This is a genomic window from Streptomyces sp. NBC_00691 (genome assembly GCF_036226665.1).
Lineage (GTDB): Bacteria > Actinomycetota > Actinomycetes > Streptomycetales > Streptomycetaceae > Streptomyces.
Genome location: NZ_CP109007.1, coordinates 1,674,289 through 1,691,707 on the forward strand (window position 1 = coordinate 1,674,289; position 17,419 = coordinate 1,691,707).

15 protein-coding genes and 1 pseudogene are annotated in these 17,419 nt (G+C 73.8%); 7 read left to right on the forward strand and 9 right to left on the reverse strand.

Translation table 11 applies throughout. The features are described from left to right. Positions 1 to 56: 56 nt before the first annotated feature. Together OG392_RS07450 and OG392_RS07455 are read left to right on the forward strand one after the other, a co-directional pair. Complete coding sequence (locus tag OG392_RS07450; RefSeq protein ID WP_329276850.1) at positions 57 to 1,472, forward strand: hypothetical protein; 1,416 nt, start codon at positions 57 to 59, stop codon at positions 1,470 to 1,472. 55 nt (positions 1,473 to 1,527) lie between these two features. Continuing rightward, positions 1,528 to 2,133, forward strand: coding sequence for a pyridoxamine 5'-phosphate oxidase family protein (locus tag OG392_RS07455; protein WP_329276852.1), 606 nt, complete (start codon positions 1,528 to 1,530; stop codon positions 2,131 to 2,133). Between the two features lie 295 nt (positions 2,134 to 2,428). Here the strand turns inward: OG392_RS07455 and OG392_RS07460 are convergent, their stop codons facing one another. From OG392_RS07460 to argC, 5 genes are all read right to left on the reverse strand, one after another. Then, entirely contained in the window at positions 2,429 to 2,959 is a 531-nt protein-coding gene (locus OG392_RS07460) for an arginine repressor (RefSeq protein WP_030316147.1), read from the reverse strand. A 7-nt stretch (positions 2,960 to 2,966) separates the two neighbouring features. Continuing rightward, on the reverse strand, positions 2,967 to 4,181 hold the full coding sequence (locus tag OG392_RS07465) for an acetylornithine transaminase (protein ID WP_329276855.1): 1,215 nt from the start codon (positions 4,179 to 4,181) through the stop codon (positions 2,967 to 2,969). Continuing rightward, complete coding sequence (argB, locus tag OG392_RS07470; RefSeq protein ID WP_329276857.1) at positions 4,181 to 5,101, reverse strand: acetylglutamate kinase; 921 nt, start codon at positions 5,099 to 5,101, stop codon at positions 4,181 to 4,183. Before argB ends, OG392_RS07465 begins: the two co-directional genes overlap by 1 nt. Beyond that, a complete protein-coding gene (gene argJ / locus OG392_RS07475) occupies positions 5,098 to 6,276 on the reverse strand; it encodes a bifunctional glutamate N-acetyltransferase/amino-acid acetyltransferase ArgJ (RefSeq protein WP_329276859.1) in 1,179 nt (392 codons plus the stop codon). The genes argB and argJ overlap by 4 nt, the downstream gene beginning before the upstream one ends. Before the next feature lie 88 nt (positions 6,277 to 6,364). Next, on the reverse strand, positions 6,365 to 7,393 hold the full coding sequence (gene argC / locus OG392_RS07480; protein ID WP_329276861.1) for an N-acetyl-gamma-glutamyl-phosphate reductase: 1,029 nt from the start codon (positions 7,391 to 7,393) through the stop codon (positions 6,365 to 6,367). Between the two features lie 338 nt (positions 7,394 to 7,731). Between argC and argG the strand changes: the two genes are divergently transcribed. The 4 genes and pseudogenes from argG (at position 7,732) to OG392_RS07500 (ending at position 12,259) form a co-directional block, all read left to right on the forward strand. Then, positions 7,732 to 9,186: an argininosuccinate synthase gene (gene argG, locus OG392_RS07485; protein WP_329276863.1), complete on the forward strand. Its 1,455-nt coding sequence runs from the start codon at positions 7,732 to 7,734 to the stop codon at positions 9,184 to 9,186. A gap of 222 nt (positions 9,187 to 9,408) precedes the next feature. Next, a complete protein-coding gene (locus tag OG392_RS07490; RefSeq protein WP_329276865.1) occupies positions 9,409 to 10,755 on the forward strand; it encodes a M48 family metallopeptidase in 1,347 nt (448 codons plus the stop codon). 84 nt (positions 10,756 to 10,839) lie between these two features. Next, positions 10,840 to 11,754 carry an RNA polymerase subunit sigma-70 gene (locus OG392_RS07495; RefSeq protein ID WP_329276867.1) on the forward strand — a complete coding sequence of 305 codons (915 nt, stop codon included), beginning with the start codon at positions 10,840 to 10,842 and terminating at the stop codon, positions 11,752 to 11,754. A 101-nt stretch (positions 11,755 to 11,855) separates the two neighbouring features. Further along, a pseudogene (locus OG392_RS07500) lies at positions 11,856 to 12,259 on the forward strand (VOC family protein). 88 nt (positions 12,260 to 12,347) lie between these two features. Here the strand turns inward: OG392_RS07500 and OG392_RS07505 are convergent. The 4 genes from OG392_RS07505 to OG392_RS07520 all read right to left on the reverse strand — a co-directional run bounded on the left by OG392_RS07505 (position 12,348) and on the right by OG392_RS07520 (position 16,326). Next, positions 12,348 to 13,511 (reverse strand): methyltransferase, encoded by a 1,164-nt coding sequence (locus tag OG392_RS07505; RefSeq protein WP_329276869.1) that lies wholly within the window; start codon positions 13,509 to 13,511, stop codon positions 12,348 to 12,350. Positions 13,512 to 13,678: 167 nt separating this feature from the next. After that, complete coding sequence (locus OG392_RS07510) at positions 13,679 to 14,254, reverse strand: histidine phosphatase family protein (protein WP_319318199.1); 576 nt, start codon at positions 14,252 to 14,254, stop codon at positions 13,679 to 13,681. Positions 14,255 to 14,323: 69 nt separating this feature from the next. Next, positions 14,324 to 14,776 carry a GNAT family N-acetyltransferase gene (locus OG392_RS07515; protein ID WP_329276873.1) on the reverse strand — a complete coding sequence of 151 codons (453 nt, stop codon included), beginning with the start codon at positions 14,774 to 14,776 and terminating at the stop codon, positions 14,324 to 14,326. A gap of 113 nt (positions 14,777 to 14,889) precedes the next feature. Beyond that, positions 14,890 to 16,326: an aminotransferase-like domain-containing protein gene (locus tag OG392_RS07520; RefSeq protein ID WP_329276875.1), complete on the reverse strand. Its 1,437-nt coding sequence runs from the start codon at positions 16,324 to 16,326 to the stop codon at positions 14,890 to 14,892. On the opposite strand from OG392_RS07520, the gene OG392_RS07525 reads away from it, so the two are divergent. Beyond that, positions 16,325 to 17,419 (forward strand): DMT family transporter, encoded by a 1,095-nt coding sequence (locus OG392_RS07525; RefSeq protein ID WP_329276877.1) that lies wholly within the window; start codon positions 16,325 to 16,327, stop codon positions 17,417 to 17,419. The two genes, OG392_RS07520 and OG392_RS07525, sit on opposite strands and share 2 nt — an antisense overlap.

Genomic DNA, 17,419 nt, shown 5'->3' on the forward strand with positions numbered 1-17,419 from the left:
CTGCCCCGGCCGGAAATCCGGCGGCGGCAGCCCGCAGCAACTCCTAGGCTCCGGCCATGCAGAGCGGCGCGTTCGACGAGATCCGGCACCGGATCACCCGGGTGCTCGACGGGACCGACGGGGGCGAGGCCGATTCCTGGACGGCGCTCGACGAGGACATCAGGGGTGCGCTCCGGTACGGCGTCCTTCCGCCCGCCCACATCTGGTTCCCCGGCGACGACCGGAACCGGCGGCCCGCCACGTGGGAGTCGGCGGTCGCCCTGTGCGGCCCCGACGGCCGGATCCGGGAGGCCGCCCTCGCGTACGTGACCGCGGCCCCCGCCCTCCTGCCCCTGGCCGCGATCCGGTGCGCCGACTGGGCCGAGCAGGTACGGACACGGGCGCGGGCCGTCCTGGAGGCGGAGCTGCCGGGCCTGCTGGGCCAGCCGGGCCTGCCCGAACGGCCGGATCCGCCGGGTCCACGCGGTCCGTCCGGCCCATCCGGACTGCCCGGTCCGCCCGGCCCGTCGCCCGAGACGTTCCGGACCGTCGCCGCCGTGATCCTCCGGGTCGCCGGACGGCGGTACGGAGACGGCGCGACCGAGCTGCTCGACCGGCTGCTGCGGGAGGGGCCGGAGGCCGGCGTGACCGCCCTGCGCGCGAGCCGGGACCGGAGTGTCCGGCGGCTCGCCCACCGGATCGCCGTCGACCGCGGCCTCCTCTCCCCCGCACGGCTCGCGGCGGTCGCCACCACCGACTCCGACGTGGTCGTCCAGGACCTGTGCGCGAGCGCCCTGCTCGCCGCCATCGGGACGGCCGGCGGCACGGGTCCCGGGACGGCCGGCGGAACGGCCGGTGGAATGCCCCTGACCCGCTTGCTGGGAGCCCGGCAGGGCCGGATCCGGGCGGCGGGTGTCACGGGGCTGCGCCGGGCGGGCCGGGCAGGGGAGGCCGAACCGTTCCTGTACGACCGATCCTCCCTGGTGCGCGCCTGCGCCCGCTGGGTGCTCCGGCAGGCAGGAACCGAACCGCTGCCGCTCTACCGGGCGGCGTGCGCGGCCGGGGTCGGCATGCCCCACCGCGCGCCCCTGGGTCTCGCCGAGTGCGGTGACCGGACCACGGACGAGCCGCTCCTCTGGTCCCTCACCGGCGACGAGCGGCCCCAGGTACGGGCCGCCGCCGTGGCGGGACTGCGCGTGCTGGACGCCGTCCGCCCCGACCGCCTCGCCCCCCTGCTCGCCGACGGCTCCCCACGCGTCGTCCGCGAGACCAGGAGGGCACTGCTGCCCTGGGCCGACCACCACCCGGTCGCTGACCTCCCTCGCCGCACCGCCGTCACCCCTCCCCCGCAGCGCGCACCAGGCGCTCCGACGCACCCGCCGGAGGCCGGCGGGGCCCCGCCCCGGGACACAGCCGCCACCACGGCCCCGAGGCCACGCGCGGGGATACGCCGGATACTCGGCTTCGGAGGCCTGCTCAACCGCCGCCGGTAGCCCGCGACGTGAGACGTATCCGCCCCGGCCGGGCGGACGGAGCAGTATGGGCGGCATGGGAAAAACGTATGAGCGCATCGACGGGCGCCTCCGTGCCTTCATCGAGGACCAGCCCGTGTTCTTCACCGCCACCGCTCCCCTCGCCGGTGACGGGCACGTCAATCTCAGCCCCAAGGGGCGCCGGGGCACCCTGGTGGTGCTCGACGAACTGACCCTCGCCTACGTGGACTTCGGGGGCAGCGGCGCCGAGACCGTCGCCCATCTGCGGGAGCCGGGGAACGGGCGGATCACCCTCATGTGGACCGCGTTCTCGGGGCCCCCGACCGTCGTGCGTGTGCACGGTACCGGCGAGGCCGTGCTGCGCGACGATCCGCGCTGGGGCGAGCTGTTCGCGCGCTTCCCGGCCGAGGCCGTCGAGGGCCAGGGCAGCGCGCGGGCGATCGTCCTCGTCCGCGCGCGGCGGGTCAGCGACGCCTGTGGGTACGCCGTCCCGCTGATGGAGTACCAGGAGGACCGGGGCCTGCACGCCGAGTACTTCAACCGGAAGACCGACGACGAGTTCAACGCGTACTGCGAGCGCAAGGACCACATCGCGACCAGCCTCGACGGGCTGCCGGCGCTTCCGCTCCCCCTGCCGCCGCTGCCGCAGACCGCCGATTAGCCGTGTCCCGCGCGCGGAGCGCGTGCCGCGGTCCCAGGGCCTGCCGTACGCCTTCGGGATCGAGCCCGCACCCGCGGGGACCTCGTTCCGGGGCCGGCATCTTCCTGCACGTCAACGGCCGGGGGGCGACCGCCGGTTGTGTCTCCGTCCCGGCGGACGCGATGCGCGCGGTGCTCGCCTGGGCCGAACCCGCGCGCCGACCGCACATCGCCGTCGGTACCCGGGGGGGGCCGACGGCGATCACGCGCTACTGAGACGCGCCCGCGTCCGCGTACTTCCGCGCCTGCTTCCGCGCCTACTTCTGCGCCAGCTTCAGCAGGTGGTCCGCGAGCGCCTGACCGCCCGCCGGGTCCCGGCTGATGAGCAGCAGGGTGTCGTCGCCCGCGATCGTGCCGAGGATCGCGTGGAGTTCGGCCTGGTCGATGGCCGACGCGAGGAACTGGGCCGCGCCCGGCGGGGTCCGCAGGACCACCAGGTTGGCCGAGGCCTCGGCGGAGATCAGCAGCTCCCCGGAGAGGCGCCGCATGCGCTCCTCCTTCGCGGACTCGCCGAGCGGGGCCTGCGGGGTGCGGAAACCGCCCTCGCTGGGCACCGCGTAGATCAGCTCGCCGCCGGTGTTGCGGATCTTCACCGCGCCCAGCTCGTCGAGATCGCGGGAGAGCGTCGCCTGGGTGACGCTCAGCCCGTCGTCCGCGAGGAGCTTGGCGAGCTGGCTCTGCGAGCGCACCGGCTGCCGGTTGAGAATGTCGACGATCCTGCGGTGGCGTGCGGTGCGGGTCTGCGGAACGGACGGCCCGCCGTGCTCATTTTCCTGCGCGTCGGTCATCGTCGTCTCATTCTCCGGTTCGTCCTTGCCCGTTCGCCACGTCGAGGACTCCCGGCAGCGCCTGGAGGAAGGCGTCCGCCTCGGCGTCGGTGAGGACCAGCGGAGGCATGATCCGTACGACGTCGGGGGCGGGCGCGTTCACCAGAAGGCCGGCGTCCTGAGCCGCCTGCTGCACCTGGGGTGCGAGGGACTCCGTGAGCACGATACCCAGCAGGAGGCCCGCACCACGGACGTGGGAGACCAGAGGGTGCCCGAGACCTTCGATTCCCTGCCTCAGCCGCTCCCCGACCGCCTTCACGTGGTCGAGGGCCGCGTCGGCGCCCAGGGTGTCGAGAACGGCGATTCCGGCGGCGCAGGCCACCGGGTTGCCGCCGAAGGTGGTGCCGTGGTGACCGGGCCCGAAGAGGTCGGCCGCGGGGCCGAAGGCGACGGTCGCACCGATCGGGAGGCCGCCGCCGAGGCCCTTGGCGAGGGTCACGACATCGGGCTCGACGCCCTCGTGCGCCTGGTACTCGAACCAGTGGCCGCAGCGGCCGATGCCGGTCTGCACCTCGTCGAGGACGAGGAACGTGCCGGTGGCGCGGGTGATCTCCCGGGCCGCCTTGAGGTAGCCGGGGGGCGGGACGACGACGCCGTTCTCGCCCTGGATCGGCTCGATGACGACGAGGGCGGTGTCCTCGGTGACGGCGGCGCGCAGCGCCTCCGCGTCCCCGTACGGGACATGGGTGACGTCACCGGGCAGCGGCAGGAACGGGGTCTGCTTGGCGGGCTGGCCGGTGAGCGCCAGGGAGCCCATGGTCCGGCCGTGGAAGCCGCCCTGAGTGGCGACCATGTGGGACCTGCCGGTGAGCCGGCCGATCTTGAAGGCGCCTTCGACGGCCTCGGCTCCGGAGTTGCAGAAGAAGACCTTGCCGGGCCGGCCGAAGAGCGCGAGGAGCTTCTCGGCGAGGGCGACGGGCGGTTCGGCGACGAAGAGGTTGGAGACATGGCCGAGGGTCTGGATCTGCCGGGTGACGGCCTCGACGATCGCCGGGTGGCCGTGGCCCAGGGCGTTCACCGCGATGCCGCCGACGAAGTCCAGGTACTCGTTGCCGTCGGCGTCCCAGACCTTGGCGCCCTCACCACGGACGAGGGGCAGCCGGGGGGTGCCGTAGTTGTTCATCAGCGAGTCCTGCCACCGCCGGGTCAGCCGCTCGTTGCCGGGCTGCGTGGTGCCGCTCATCATTCCCCCTGTCCGTCCGGCACGACCATCGTGCCGATGCCCTCGTCGGTGAAGATCTCCAGCAGGATCGAGTGCTGGACACGGCCGTCGATGACGCGGGCCGTGGTGACCCCGTTCCGGACGGCGTGCAGGCAGCCCTCCATCTTGGGGACCATGCCGCTGGAGAGCTCGGGCAGCAGCTTCTCCAGCTGGCTCGCGGTGAGCCTGCTGATGACCTCGTCGCTGTGCGGCCAGTCCTCGTAGAGGCCCTCGACGTCGGTCAGGACCATCAGCGTCTCGGCGCCCAGCGCCGCAGCGAGTGCCGCAGCCGCCGTATCAGCATTGACGTTGTAGACATGTCCGTCGTCCTGGGAGCGGGCGATGGAGGAGATGACCGGGATCCGGCCGTCCTCCAGGAGCGCCTGGATGGCGCCGGTGTCGATGGCGGTGATCTCGCCGACCCGGCCGATGTCGATCTGCTCTCCGGCCACCACCGGCCGGTGCCGGGTGGCGGTGATGGTGTGGGCGTCCTCGCCGGTGAGACCGACGGCCAGCGGGCCGTGCTGGTTGAGCAGCCCGACGAGCTCGCGCTGGACCTGGCCGGCCAGGACCATCCGTACGACGTCCATGGCGTCCTCGGTGGTGACCCGCAGGCCCGCCTTGAACTCGCTGACGATGCCGTGCCGGTCGAGGGCGGCGCTGATCTGGGGGCCGCCGCCGTGCACGACGACCGGCTTGAGGCCCGCCTGGCGCAGGAAGACGACATCCTGGGCGAAGGCGGCCTTCAGGTCCTCGTCGATCATGGCGTTGCCGCCGAACTTGATGACGACCGTCTTGCCGTTGTGCCGGGTCAGCCAGGGCAGGGCCTCGATGAGGATCTGGGCCTTGGGGAGCGCGGTGTGCTTCCGGGTCGTGCTCTCGGGGTTCTGGGGGTCGCTCATGACGAGTACGCGCTGTTCTCGTGGACGTAGTCGGCGGTGAGGTCGTTCGCCCAGATGACGGCGGACTCGGTGCCCGCGGCGAGGTCGGCGGTGATGGTGACCTCCCGGTAGCGCATGTCGACGAGGTCGCGGTCCTCGCCGACGGAGCCGTTCTTGCAGACCCAGACACCGTTGATGGCGACGTTGAGCTCATCGGGCTCGAAGGCCGCGGCGGTCGTGCCGATGGCGGAGAGCACCCGGCCCCAGTTGGGGTCCTCGCCGTGGATGGCGCACTTGAGGAGGTTGTTCCGGGCGATGGACCGGCCCACCTCGACGGCGTCGTCCTCGGTCGCGGCGTTGATCACCTCGATGCGGATGTCCTTGCTGGCGCCCTCGGCGTCACCGATGAGCTGGCGGGCGAGGTCGTCGCAGACCTCCCGTACGGCCGCGGTGAACGCGTCCTGCTCCGGCGTGACGCCGGAGGAGCCGGAGGCGAGGAGGAGGACGGTGTCGTTAGTGGACATGCAGCCGTCGGAGTCGACCCGGTCGAAGGTGACCCGGGTGGCGCCCCGCAGGGCGCTGTCCAGGCCCGCGCTGTCGACGTCGGCGTCGGTGGTGAGCACGACGAGCATGGTGGCGAGGCCGGGTGCGAGCATGCCCGCGCCCTTGGCCATGCCGCCGACCGTCCAGCCGCCGTCGGGGCCGTCCTTCGTCACGACCGAGGTCTTGTGGACGGTGTCGGTGGTCTTGATGGCGATGGCGGCCTTCTCGCCGCCGTGCTCGGACAGCTCGGCCGCGGCCTTCTCGACACCGGGGAGCAGCTTGTCCATGGGGAGCAGGAGGCCGATGAGGCCGGTGGAGGCGACGGCGACCTCGCCCGCGCCGACGTCCGCGCCCTCGGCGCTGAGGACCTCGGCGACCTTCTCGGCGGTGGCGTGGGTGTCCTGGAAGCCCTGGGGTCCGGTGCAGGCGTTGGCACCCCCGGAGTTGAGGACGACGGCGGTCAGCTCGCCGTCGGCGAGGACCTGCTGGGACCAGACGACGGGGGCGGCCTTGACGCGGTTGGAGGTGAAGACGCCCGCGGCGGCGCGGCGCGGCCCGGTGTTGACCACGAGGGCCAGGTCCGGGTTGCCGTTCTGCTTGATCCCGGCGGCGATGCCCGCCGCCGTGAATCCCTTCGCTGCGGTGACACTCACTGTGTTTCTCCGTTCGCTTCTCCGCCCGCGCAGGGCAGAGGGGCGGGCTTCGTCGTCGTCTGCGGACCGGTGGCTGCGCGCGCGTCGCTCACGGCGCCACTCCCACCGTGGAAAGTCCGGTGCTCTCGGGGTACCCGAGGGCGATGTTCATGCTCTGCACCGCACCGCCGGCGGTGCCCTTGGTGAGATTGTCGATGGCGCTGATCGCGATGATCCGGTTCGCCGCCGCGTCGTACGCGACCTGTACCTGAACGGCGTTGGAACCGTAGACGGACGCTGTCGCCGGCCACTGCCCCTCGGGCAGCAGGTGGACGAACGGCTCGTCCGCGAAGGCCTTCTCGTACGCGGCCCGTACGGTCTCGGCGGTGACGCCCGGCTTCGCGGTGGCGGTGCAGGTGGCGAGGATGCCGCGGGGCATCGGCGCGAGGGTCGGCGTGAAGGAGACGGTGACCCGCTCCCCCGCCGGTCCGCTGAGGTTCTGGATCATCTCGGGGGTGTGCCGGTGGCCTCCGCCGACGCCGTACGGCGACATGCTGCCCATGACCTCGCTGCCGAGCAGATGCGGCTTGGCCGCCTTGCCTGCGCCGGAGGTGCCGGAGGCCGCGACGATCACGGCCTCGGGCTCGGCGAGCCCGTTCTCGTACGCGGGGAAGAGCGCGAGCGAGACGGCGGTCGGGTAGCAACCGGGCACGGCGACGCGCTTGGATCCCTGGAGGGCGGCGCGGGCGCCGGGGAGTTCCGGGAGGCCGTACGGCCAGGTGCCGGCGTGCGGGGAGCCGTAGTACGTCTCCCAGTCGGCGGACTCCCTGAGCCGGAAGTCCGCGCCCATGTCGACGACGAGGACGTCCGGGCCGAGCTGTTCCGCGACGGCCGCGGACTGGCCGTGCGGCAGCGCGAGGAACACGACGTCGTGGCCGGCGAGCTCGTCGGCGGTGGTGGGCACGAGGACGCGGTCGGCGAGCGGCAGCAGGTGGGGCTGGAGGGCCCCGAGCCGCTGCCCGGCGTTGGAGTGACCGGTCAGCGCGCCGATCTCCACGTGGGGGTGGGCGAGAAGGAGGCGCAGGAGCTCTCCGCCCGCGTATCCGCTCGCACCCGCCACTGCTACTCGTACCGTCATCGAACACCCTCCTCATGGATGGCATGACTATACGTATCTTGGCAGTTTTATGCAACGACACCCCGGACCGCCACAGACGGCCAAGCATCTCGCTGCACGGCAACGGGCCGGGAGGCCTGTCCGTGATCCTCCCGTACGCGACCGCCGGGGTCGCCAGGAGCCACCCACCCACCCGCCGAGAGAGCGGGAGCCTGGCGAGACCGCCCCGGTCCACGACCGGATGCGCCGGACACCACCGCCCCGCATGCTGATCGTGCGCGCGGCGCCGGAGGGGGCCACTCCACGCTCGTTCAGCAACCCTCTTTGCATGACCATGCGAGATGATGCATACTCTTCCTATGTCCAAGGTCCTCACCTCCCTGCCCGCCGGCGAGCGCGTCGGCATCGCCTTCTCCGGCGGCCTCGACACCTCCGTCGCGGTCGCATGGATGCGCGACAAGGGCGCCATCCCCTGCACCTACACCGCCGACATCGGTCAGTACGACGAGCCCGACATCGCCTCGGTGCCCGGCCGCGCCAAGACCTACGGTGCCGAGATCGCGCGCCTGGTCGACTGCCGCGCCGCGCTGGTCGAGGAGGGTCTTGCCGCACTCACCTGCGGGGCGTTCCACATCCGCTCCGGCGGCCGCGCCTACTTCAACACCACGCCCCTCGGCCGGGCGGTCACCGGCACCCTCCTCGTGCGGGCGATGCTCGAGGACAACGTCCAGATCTGGGGCGACGGCTCGACCTTCAAGGGCAACGACATCGAGCGGTTCTACCGCTACGGCCTGCTCGCCAACCCGCACCTGCGGATCTACAAGCCCTGGCTGGACGCGGACTTCGTGACGGAGCTCGGCGGCCGCAAGGAGATGTCGGAGTGGCTGGTCGCCCACCAGCTGCCGTACCGCGACAGCACGGAGAAGGCGTACTCCACCGACGCCAACATCTGGGGCGCCACCCACGAGGCCAAGACGCTGGAGCACCTCGACACCGGCGTGGAGACCGTCGAGCCGATCATGGGCGTCCGCTTCTGGGACCCGTCGGTCGAGATCGACACCGAGGACGTCACGATCGGCTTCGCGCAGGGCCGGCCCGTGTCCATCAACGGCAAGGAGTTCGCCTCCGCCGTCGACCTCGTCATGGAGGCCAACGCCATCGGCGGCCGCCACGGCATGGGCATGTCGGACCAGATCGAGAACCGGATCATCGAGGCCAAGAGCCGCGGCATCTACGAGGCGCCCGGCATGGCCCTGCTGCACGCGGCGTACGAGCGGCTGGTCAACGCCATCCACAACGAGGACACCCTCGCCCAGTACCACAACGAGGGACGGCGTCTCGGCCGGCTGATGTACGAGGGCCGGTGGCTGGACCCGCAGGCGCTGATGGTCCGCGAGTCGCTCCAGCGCTGGGTCGGCGCCGCCGTCACCGGCGAGGTGACGCTGCGACTGCGGCGCGGCGAGGACTACTCGATCCTCGACACCACGGGTCCGGCGTTCAGCTACCACCCGGACAAGCTCTCCATGGAGCGCACCGAGGACTCGGCCTTCGGGCCGGTGGACCGGATCGGTCAGCTGACCATGCGGAACCTCGACATCGCCGACTCGCGCGCCAAGCTGGAGCAGTACGCGGGCCTCGGCCTGCTCGGCACCGGCAGCCCCGCGATCGGCGCCGCCCAGGCAGCCGCGACCGGGCTCATCGGCACCCTGACGGAGCTTCCCGAGGGCGGCGCGGAGGCCATCGCGTCCCGCGGCGAGGCCACCGACGAGGACGAGATGCTGGACCGCGCCGCGATGGAGTTCGGCACCGACTAGTCCCTCCCTCCCGACCGCACCACCCCCGTCGAGCACCACGCGCTCGACACCCCCGGAAGGCCGGCTCGACGTCCCCCGCGTCGAGCCGGCCTTTCCGATTCCCGGGCCCCTTGCCCTCCCCGCGCTCCCTGCGGAAATAATGCGCGGTGCTCCGCTTGCGGGGACGGCATGATCAGAACAGGGCGGAGCCATGAAGAGCGGCCTGCCCGGGGGGAGTACGGGATGACAGAGACGGCACACGCTGTCGCGACGGCGATACGGGACTGCCCAGAGTGCGGCGCCCCGGTGGCGGACGGCGGGCGGTACGTCAGCTGGTGCGCGGCCTGCGACTGGAACGTGGACCCCGAGGTGCCGGACGAGCAGCCGCCGGGACGCGTCGAGCGGCTGCGGCGGCGACTGGCCCAGCGGGGCGGGGAGCAACTCCTGGCGGAGCTGACGGAATTCGAGGAGCACGGGGAGTCCGGACCGCCCGCGGCGTCCGGGGCGGCCGGCGCGTCCGGAGGGGGTGGAAAGCGCCGCGGCACGGCAGGCGGCCTCGCCGCGGGACTCGCCGCGGGGGTGCACGGCGTGACCCTCGCGCTGCTGGTGGGCGGCCTGTGGCTGATCGTCGCGGGCTGGGGCGAGAACCTGCTCCCCGCCTTCGGGGCCCTGGGCATCGGCCTCGCACTCGTGCTGCGGCCTCGGTTCGCCCGCCTCCCGAAGGCCGACGAACACCGGCCGGTCCTGCGCAGGCCGGACGCGCCCCGCCTCTTCGCCCTCCTCGACGAGGTCGCGGCGAGCGTCGGCACGACGGGCGTGGACGTCGTGGTGATCGACGCCGACGCCAACGCCTCGGTCAGCTCGTACGGCGTCCGGCAGCGGCGGATGCTCCACATCGGTCTCGGCCTGTGGGAGATCCTGACCCCGCAGGAGCGCATCGCGCTCCTCGGCCACGAGTTCGGCCACTACTCCCACGGGGACACCCGGCGCACCCTCCTCGTCCGGAGCGCCCTGCACTCCCTCGACACCTGGCGCTACACCCTGGCCCCGCAGGAGGCGCAGAGCCTGACGGACACGTTCGTGAACGTCGTGACCGCCCCGCCGCGGCTGCTCGTCGACGGCCTCCTCGTCCTCCTGGAGCATCTGACCCTGCACGACTCGCAGCGCGCCGAGTACCGCGCCGACACCGCCGCCGCACGGGCGGCCGGCACGGACGCGGCGGCCGGGCTCATGGACCGGCTCCTCATCGCCGACGGCGTCGCCGGCGAGCTCGCCAGGGAGTCCGTCGCGGCGCGGACGCGGATCGGCGGCGCGCGCCGCGACGATCCGGCGGAGGGTCTGTGGGAGCGCCTCGCCGCCCATGCGGCGTCGGTGCCCGAGCGGGAGTACGAGAGGCTGCGCCGGGTCGCGGAGCGCCGCGGGCACCAGGTGGACTCCACACATCCGCCGACCCACCTCCGCCACCGGAGGCTGACGCGGGGCGCGCGGGTGGAGCCCGGGATCGTGTGCGCGCCGACGAGGGTCGTGGAGGTGGACACGGAGCTCGCCGAGGTCCGCCGGAGCGTGGCCCGGGCGCTCGTACGGCGCTGACTCCGCCGTGGGCGGCCGGTGCTGTCACATCCTGGTGGGGCCTCACGTCAACGCGGTGACGGAACCGATGAGGAGTGAGGCGCCATGCACGACGACACCTTTCCGGCTGCCCTGACCGGGTGTTTCGACGCCCACGAGGAGCGGCTGCGGCGCGTGGCCCTGCGGATGACGGGCTCGGAGGCCGGTGCCGAGGAGGCGCTGGTGTCGGTGCGGGCCGGGCTGGGACGGGACGACGAGACGTCGGTGCGGGCCTGGCTGACGGCACTGGTCGCACGCGCGTGCGTGCGGGGGCTCCAGGGGCCCCGGGCAGGCGAGGGCCCCGGCCGCGGGAGCCGGGTCGGCGAGGCCGGCGGCGGCGGGCCCGGGGGCGGGCCGCCCGGGGGCGGTCCCGAGGACGAGGCCAGGTGCGGGGCCGAGGACCGGCCCGGAGGCGGGGGCGAGGAGGTCTGGCTCGCGCTGTTCCTCGTCCTGGATTCGCTGGGAGCCCAGGAGCGGCTCGCCTATGTGCTGCACGACGTGTTCGGGCTGCCGTCGTCCGAGACCGCCCGCGTCACCGGCGACTCCCCCGAGGAGTCGGCCCGGCTGGCCCGGCGGGCCCGGGAGCGCGTACGGGGCCACGGGACGGCCCGTACCGACGGGGGCGTCGCACGGCAACGGGCGGTGGTGACCCGCTTCCTGGCCGCCGCACGCGCGCGTGACGCCCGTACGCTCGCCTCCGTCCTCGACCCGGACGTGGTCGCCCACTCCGCGCACGGCCCGGTGCACGGCCCGGTGCACGGCGCGCCCGCCGTCGCCGAGGGCGCGGCCGCGTTCGCGCGGTTCGCGGACGTGACCCGGCCCGCGCTGGTCGACGGAGCCGTCGGCGCGGTCGCCTTCGTCGGCGGACGGCCCGTCTCCGCCGTGGCGTTCGCCCTCCGCCGGGACCGGATCGTCACCGTCTCCGTCACCACGGGAGAGGACCGGGTACGCGCCCTGGACCTGGTCTTCTCCGACGGATGATGGGGCGGGACGGAGAGAAGGCACGGGAACGGGACGAGAGTCCGGTGCGCGGTCGGACGGACTCGGCGGTCCGTTCGATGACGGTCGCCTAGTCTGACCGCATGATCATCGATGCGCGGACCCACGTACGGGTCGCCCGCCCCTCCCGGGATCTGGCCGCCGCCGAGCGGTTCTACGTCGACGGGCTCGGGCTGGAGGTGCAGTGGCGGACCACCGAGCGCGTGTCCGGCAAGCACGACCTGCTCATGGTCGGCCCCGAGGGCGGCGGTTGGCACTTCGAGCTGACCCGTGACCCGAGCACCCCGTGGAGCCGGCCCCGACCGCCGAGGACCTGTTCGTGGTCTATCTGGGGGCGCCCGTCGAGGAGGCGCAGGTGGAGCGGCTGCTCGCCGCCGGCGGCACGCGGGTGGCCGCGCACAACCCGTACTGGGACGAGTACGGCGTGACCGTCGAGGACCCCGACGGCTACCAGCTCGTCCTGTGCTCGCGCACCTGGGGCGCATGAGGAAGGGGCGCGGCCGGCGGGCCGCGCCCCTGTCGTGGGGTTCCACCGGGGACGGGGGCCTTTCGGTCCCTCCCCCGCCGGACACCCCCTAGGCCTGGCGCACCGCGCGCAGGACCACGAACTTGGCGTCGCTCGCGACCAGTTCACTGTTGCCGAAGATCCGGCGGAGGGTGACGTGGTAGCCGAGGTGACGGTTGCCGATGACCCACAGTTCGCCGCCCGGCCGCAGCGCGCGCCGCGCGTCGGAGAACATCCGGCGGGCCGTGCGGTCCGTGGTGGCCTGGTGGGTGTGGAACGGCGGGTTGTTGAGGACCAGGTCCACCGAGCCGTCGGGCACGTCGGCGAGCCCGTCGCCGACGAGGAACTCGGCCTTGCGCCCGTCGCCCACGTGCGTACGGAAGTTCTCCTCCGCCGAGGCGACCGCCTGGTACGACTCGTCGGTGAAGATCAGTTCCGCGTCGGGTTCGTGCAGCGCGATGGCGAGGCCGACCACGCCGTTGCCGCAGCCGAGGTCGGCGACGCGGACCCGGCCGATGCCGCCCGGCAGGTTCGCCAGGAGGAAGCGCGTGCCGATGTCGAGGCGGTCGGCGCAGAAGACCCCGGCGTGGTTGGTGACGGTCAGACCGGGAAGGCCCGGCGCGGGGGTGTCGGCCGGAAGGTCGTACCGGTGGGGCCAGGGGTTGGGGCGTGGGGTGACGGCCGGATCGGGCGTCGTGTGGATCAGCCGTGCCTTCTTCACCGCGAGCGAGGTGCGGGTGGGCCCGAGGATCCGCTCGAAGAGCCGCAGGGTGGAGGTGTGGATCTCCTTGACCATGCCGGTGCCGACGACCACGGTGCCCTCGTGCACGGCGGGTGCGAGCCGGTGCAGCTGGTCCTCCAGGAGCGCGAGGCTCTTGGGGACGCGGACGAGGAGGACGTCGATCCGCTCGGGCGGCGGGTCCTGGGTGGTGAGCAGCCGGACCGCGTCCGGGGCGGCACCGGCGCGCGCGAGGTTGGCGCGCGTGGCCTGGCGGCCGAGGTACGAGTCGGAGATCTGGACGAGCTCTCCGGGGCCGGCGGCCTGGAGTGCGGTGACGAGGGCTCCCCAGCGGTCGCCGAGGACGGCGACGGTGCCGGACAGGTCGGTGCCGTCCTCGGCCAGTCGGCCCAGGAGGTACTCGTCGGACGCGTCCCAGGCGCGCAGCTGGTCGCGCGGGTCCTCGGGATGGCGGGTCAGCGTGAAGGCGCCCCATGACGTGGTCAAACGGTTCATCGTGCTCTCAGGCTAGCCGGTCGCGGGCGGTCTCTCCCCCCGCCACGTGCGCGGCGGCGGCTTGCGGGAGCCCGTCCCGTGCCCGGCGGCGCCGGTCGATGCCGGTCGGCGTGCCCTGCGGCGCCGGTCGATGCGGGCCGCGTCCGCCGGCGCGGGCGGGGCGGCGCTCAGCGCAGGGCCGCGTCGAGCTGGAGGTGCCAGAGCCCGGGGCGGCCGGTGAGGGTGACGGTCGAGAGGGGGCGGACGTCGACGTTCCAGTACGTGGCGGGCGGTGCCTTCAGGGCGTACACGAGGGCGGCCCGTACGACGGAGGGCTCGGCGACGGCGACGATCTCGCCGTCCTCGGCCGGGCGGGTGTCGAGCCAGTTCCCTATCCGGGTGATGAAGGCGAGGAGGGGCTCGCCGCCGTGCGGGGCGGTGCGGGCGTCGGTGAGCCAGGCGTCGACGGCGGCCGGTTCGAGGGCGGCGACCTCGGCGAGGGTCAGACCGCGCCAGCGGCCCATGTCGCAGTCGCGGAGCGCGGGCTGGGCGAGGGGGGCGTAGCCGAGGGCGGTGCCGGTGGCACGGCTGCGCGGGGTCGGGGAGCAGTAGCGCAGCTCGGCCGCGCCGAGCGGGATGAGCGCGGGCGCGGCCTGCTGCACCTCGTACCAGCCGGCCTCGTCGAGCGGCCGGTCGTCGTCGAAGCGTTCGGCGAGCAGGGAGGAGCTGCGTGCCGCCGTGACGAGCGTCACCCGAAGACCCATGGGCGCGATCGTGAGGCCGAAGGCTCCGCAGGTCAAGGGGTCATTCCACGGGGCCGGAGGGGCTCGGGTTCACTGCTGCCCGAGAGCCATCCACTTGTCCGGATTCTGTAGTGGCGTGAAACCGACCTTCTCGTACACACCGTGCGCGTCGGCCGTGGCGAGCATGATGCGGCGCAGCCCGTACGGCGCGAGGTGGTCGCGGACGGCGGCGACGAGCGCCGTGCCGAGGCCGGTGCCGCGGGCCGGGCGGTCGACGTAGACGTCGCAGAGCCAGGCGAAGGTGGCGTAGTCGGTGACGACGCGCGCGTAGGCGGCCATCTCGCCCGTCTCCCGGTCGTACGCACCGAGGTTGAGCGAGCCGGCGATGGCCCGGTCCTGCTTCTCCCGAGGTCGGCCGTGGGCCCAGTAGGAGTCCGTGGACAGCCAGTGGTGCACCCGGGCGGCGTCGATCCGCGCGGGGTCGGCTGAGATCTCGTACGCCCCGTGCATGACGGGGGTGTCCGTGGTGGCACTGTCGCTCATACCGGAAGCGTTCCAGTGACACCGGGGCTTGTCAGGTGAATTTGCCCCGGCCCCGGGCACGCCGGGGCGCCGCGGCGGACGACCGCTCCCCCCGCCCGGCCCGCCCCGGGCGCTCAGACGGCGATCTCGTCGACCGCCGCCCGCAGCCGGCGCACGCCCTCCACGATCTCCGTGGGGCCCGCGACACCCGCGAAACTCAGCCGGATGTGCCCGGCGGGCGGTTCCGCGCAGAAGTACGGGCGGCCGGGGGCCGCGGCGACACCGGCCCGCAGGGCGGCGGCGAGCAGGGCCGCCTCCGGGACGCCGTCCGGGAGACGCAGCCAGAGGTGGTAGCCGCCGTACGGAAGGTGCGGCAGGGCGAGCGTCGGCAGCCGGGTGGCGAGGGCGCCGCTCAGCACGTCCCGCCGGCTCTTGAGCTCCTGGGCGACGGCCCGCAGATGGCGGTGCCAGGCGGGTGAGCCGACGAGTTCGAGCGCGGCCTCCTGGAGCGGCCGGGGGACGAAGAAGCTGTCGACGACCTGGATGGCACGGAGGCGCTCCAGGACGGGGCCGCGGGCGGCCAGGGCGCCGACCCGCAGGCTCGGCGAGGTGGCCTTGGTGAGGGAGCAGACATGGACGACGACACCGTCGGGGTCCTCTGCGGCGAGCGGCGCGGGGAGCGGCGGGGCGTCCTCGTGGACGAGCCGGCGGGCGAAGTCGTCCTCGACGACGAAGGCTCCGGCGGCGCGGGCGATACGGAGCACCTCGCCGCGCCGCTCGGGGCCGAGCACCGCCCCGGTGGGGTTCTGGAAGAGCGGCTGGCAGACGAAGACACGGGCGCCGGTGGCGCGGAAGGCGGCTTCGAGGAGCTCCGGCCGGACCCCGTCGGCGTCGGCGGGCACGGGGACGGGGCGCAGTCCGGCCGCACGGGCGACCGCGAGCATGCCCGGGTAGGTCGGCGACTCGACGAGGACGGGGCTGCCGGGCGGTGCGAGGGCCCGCAGGGCCGTCGTGATCGCGGACTGGCCCCCGGCGGTGACGAGGAGGTCGGCGGCGGTGACGCTGCCGCCGATCTCGCGGGCGAACCACTCGCGCAGCTCGGGCAGTCCGTCGGTGGGCGGCCTGCCCCAGGCGCCGGGTCGGCGTCCGGCGCGGGCGAGGGCGGCGGCGAGGGCCCGTTCCGGCTGCAGGGAGGGGTGGAGGTAGCCGCCGTTGAACTCGACCACGCCGGGCGGCGGGGCGGCCAGGGTGACGAGGACGCCGGAGGCGTCGACGGCCCGGGGGACCAGTTCGGTGGCGGCGTCGGCACTGAGGGCGACCTCCTGCCAGGAGGTGTCGCCGGTGGCGGGGGTGGCGGTGCGGGGCTCGGCACGGAACGCACCGGCCCCGGGGCGGGTGACGACGAGCCCCTCGGCGGCGAGCTGCGCGAGGGCCCGGGTGACGGTGACCGGGGAGACCCGGTAGCGCTCCACGAGGGCACGGCTCGACGGCAGCTTTCCACCGGGAGAGTAGCGGTTCAGCTCCACCCTCAGGGACTGCGCCAGTTCCGCGAGACTGCTACGCTCACTCATGAGAGCACAGGATAGCGCTACTGCCACCACGACGATAGCGGTCACCACGACGGGCGTCACGGGCGGCACGGAAAGGGCCGGCAGCACCCGGACCGGCGGCACGGGCCGAACCGGCATCGCGGGAAGCTCCGACGGCACGGGGAGCCGCGTCGTCGCCTCCGGCACCGGAAGCCCCGTCGCCGCCTCGACGGCCGCCGCCCGCGCCACCGCCGACACGAGCGGCGGCCGTACCGACCCGCTCCCCCGCGGCACCCTGCTCGCCGCCCTCGGCGTGGTCTCCTTCTCGCTCACCTTCCCGTCGACCGTCTGGGGCCTGGAGAGCTTCGGCCCCTGGTCGCTCGTGGCCGTGCGCTCCACCCTCGCCGCCCTCATCGCGGGCGCGTTCCTCCTCGTCGGCCGGGTGCCGCTGCCGGAGCGGCGCCACTGGGCGGGCCTCGCGGTGGTCGCCGGCGGAGTCGTCATCGGCTTCCCGCTCCTGACGACCCTGGCGCTGCAGACCTCCACCACCTCGCACGCCGCCGTGGTCGTCGGCCTGCTGCCGCTCACCACGGCGACCTTCGCCGCGGTGCGGACCAAGCGCCGACCGTCCCGTACCTTCTGGTTCGCGGCCGTGTCGGGCGCGTTCGTCGTGCTCGCCTTCACGGTCCAGCAGAGCGGCGGGGCCGTGTCGCAGGGCGACCTGTACCTGTTCGGCGCGCTCCTCGTCTGCGCGGCCGGCTACACCGAGGGCGGCCGGCTCGCGCGGCTCATGCCGGGCTGGCACGTCATCGGCTGGGCCCTGATCCTCTGCCTGCCGCTGATGGTGGCCGGCTCGGCCGTGGCGCTGTCCCTGGAGCCGGTCCACCTGAACGCCCACGGCGTCATCGGCCTGGTCTGGGTCGCGGCCGGTTCCACCTTCTTCGGCCTGTACGTCTGGTACCGGGGCATGGCTTCGATCGGCATCCCCAAGGCCAGCCAGCTCCAGCTCGCGCAGCCGCTCCTCACCCTGGTCTGGTCGGTGGTGCTGCTCGGCGAGACCCTGCCGCTCGCCGCCCCGATCGCGGCGGCGGCGGTGCTCGTCTGCATCGCGGTCACCCAGCGGGCGAAGAGCTGA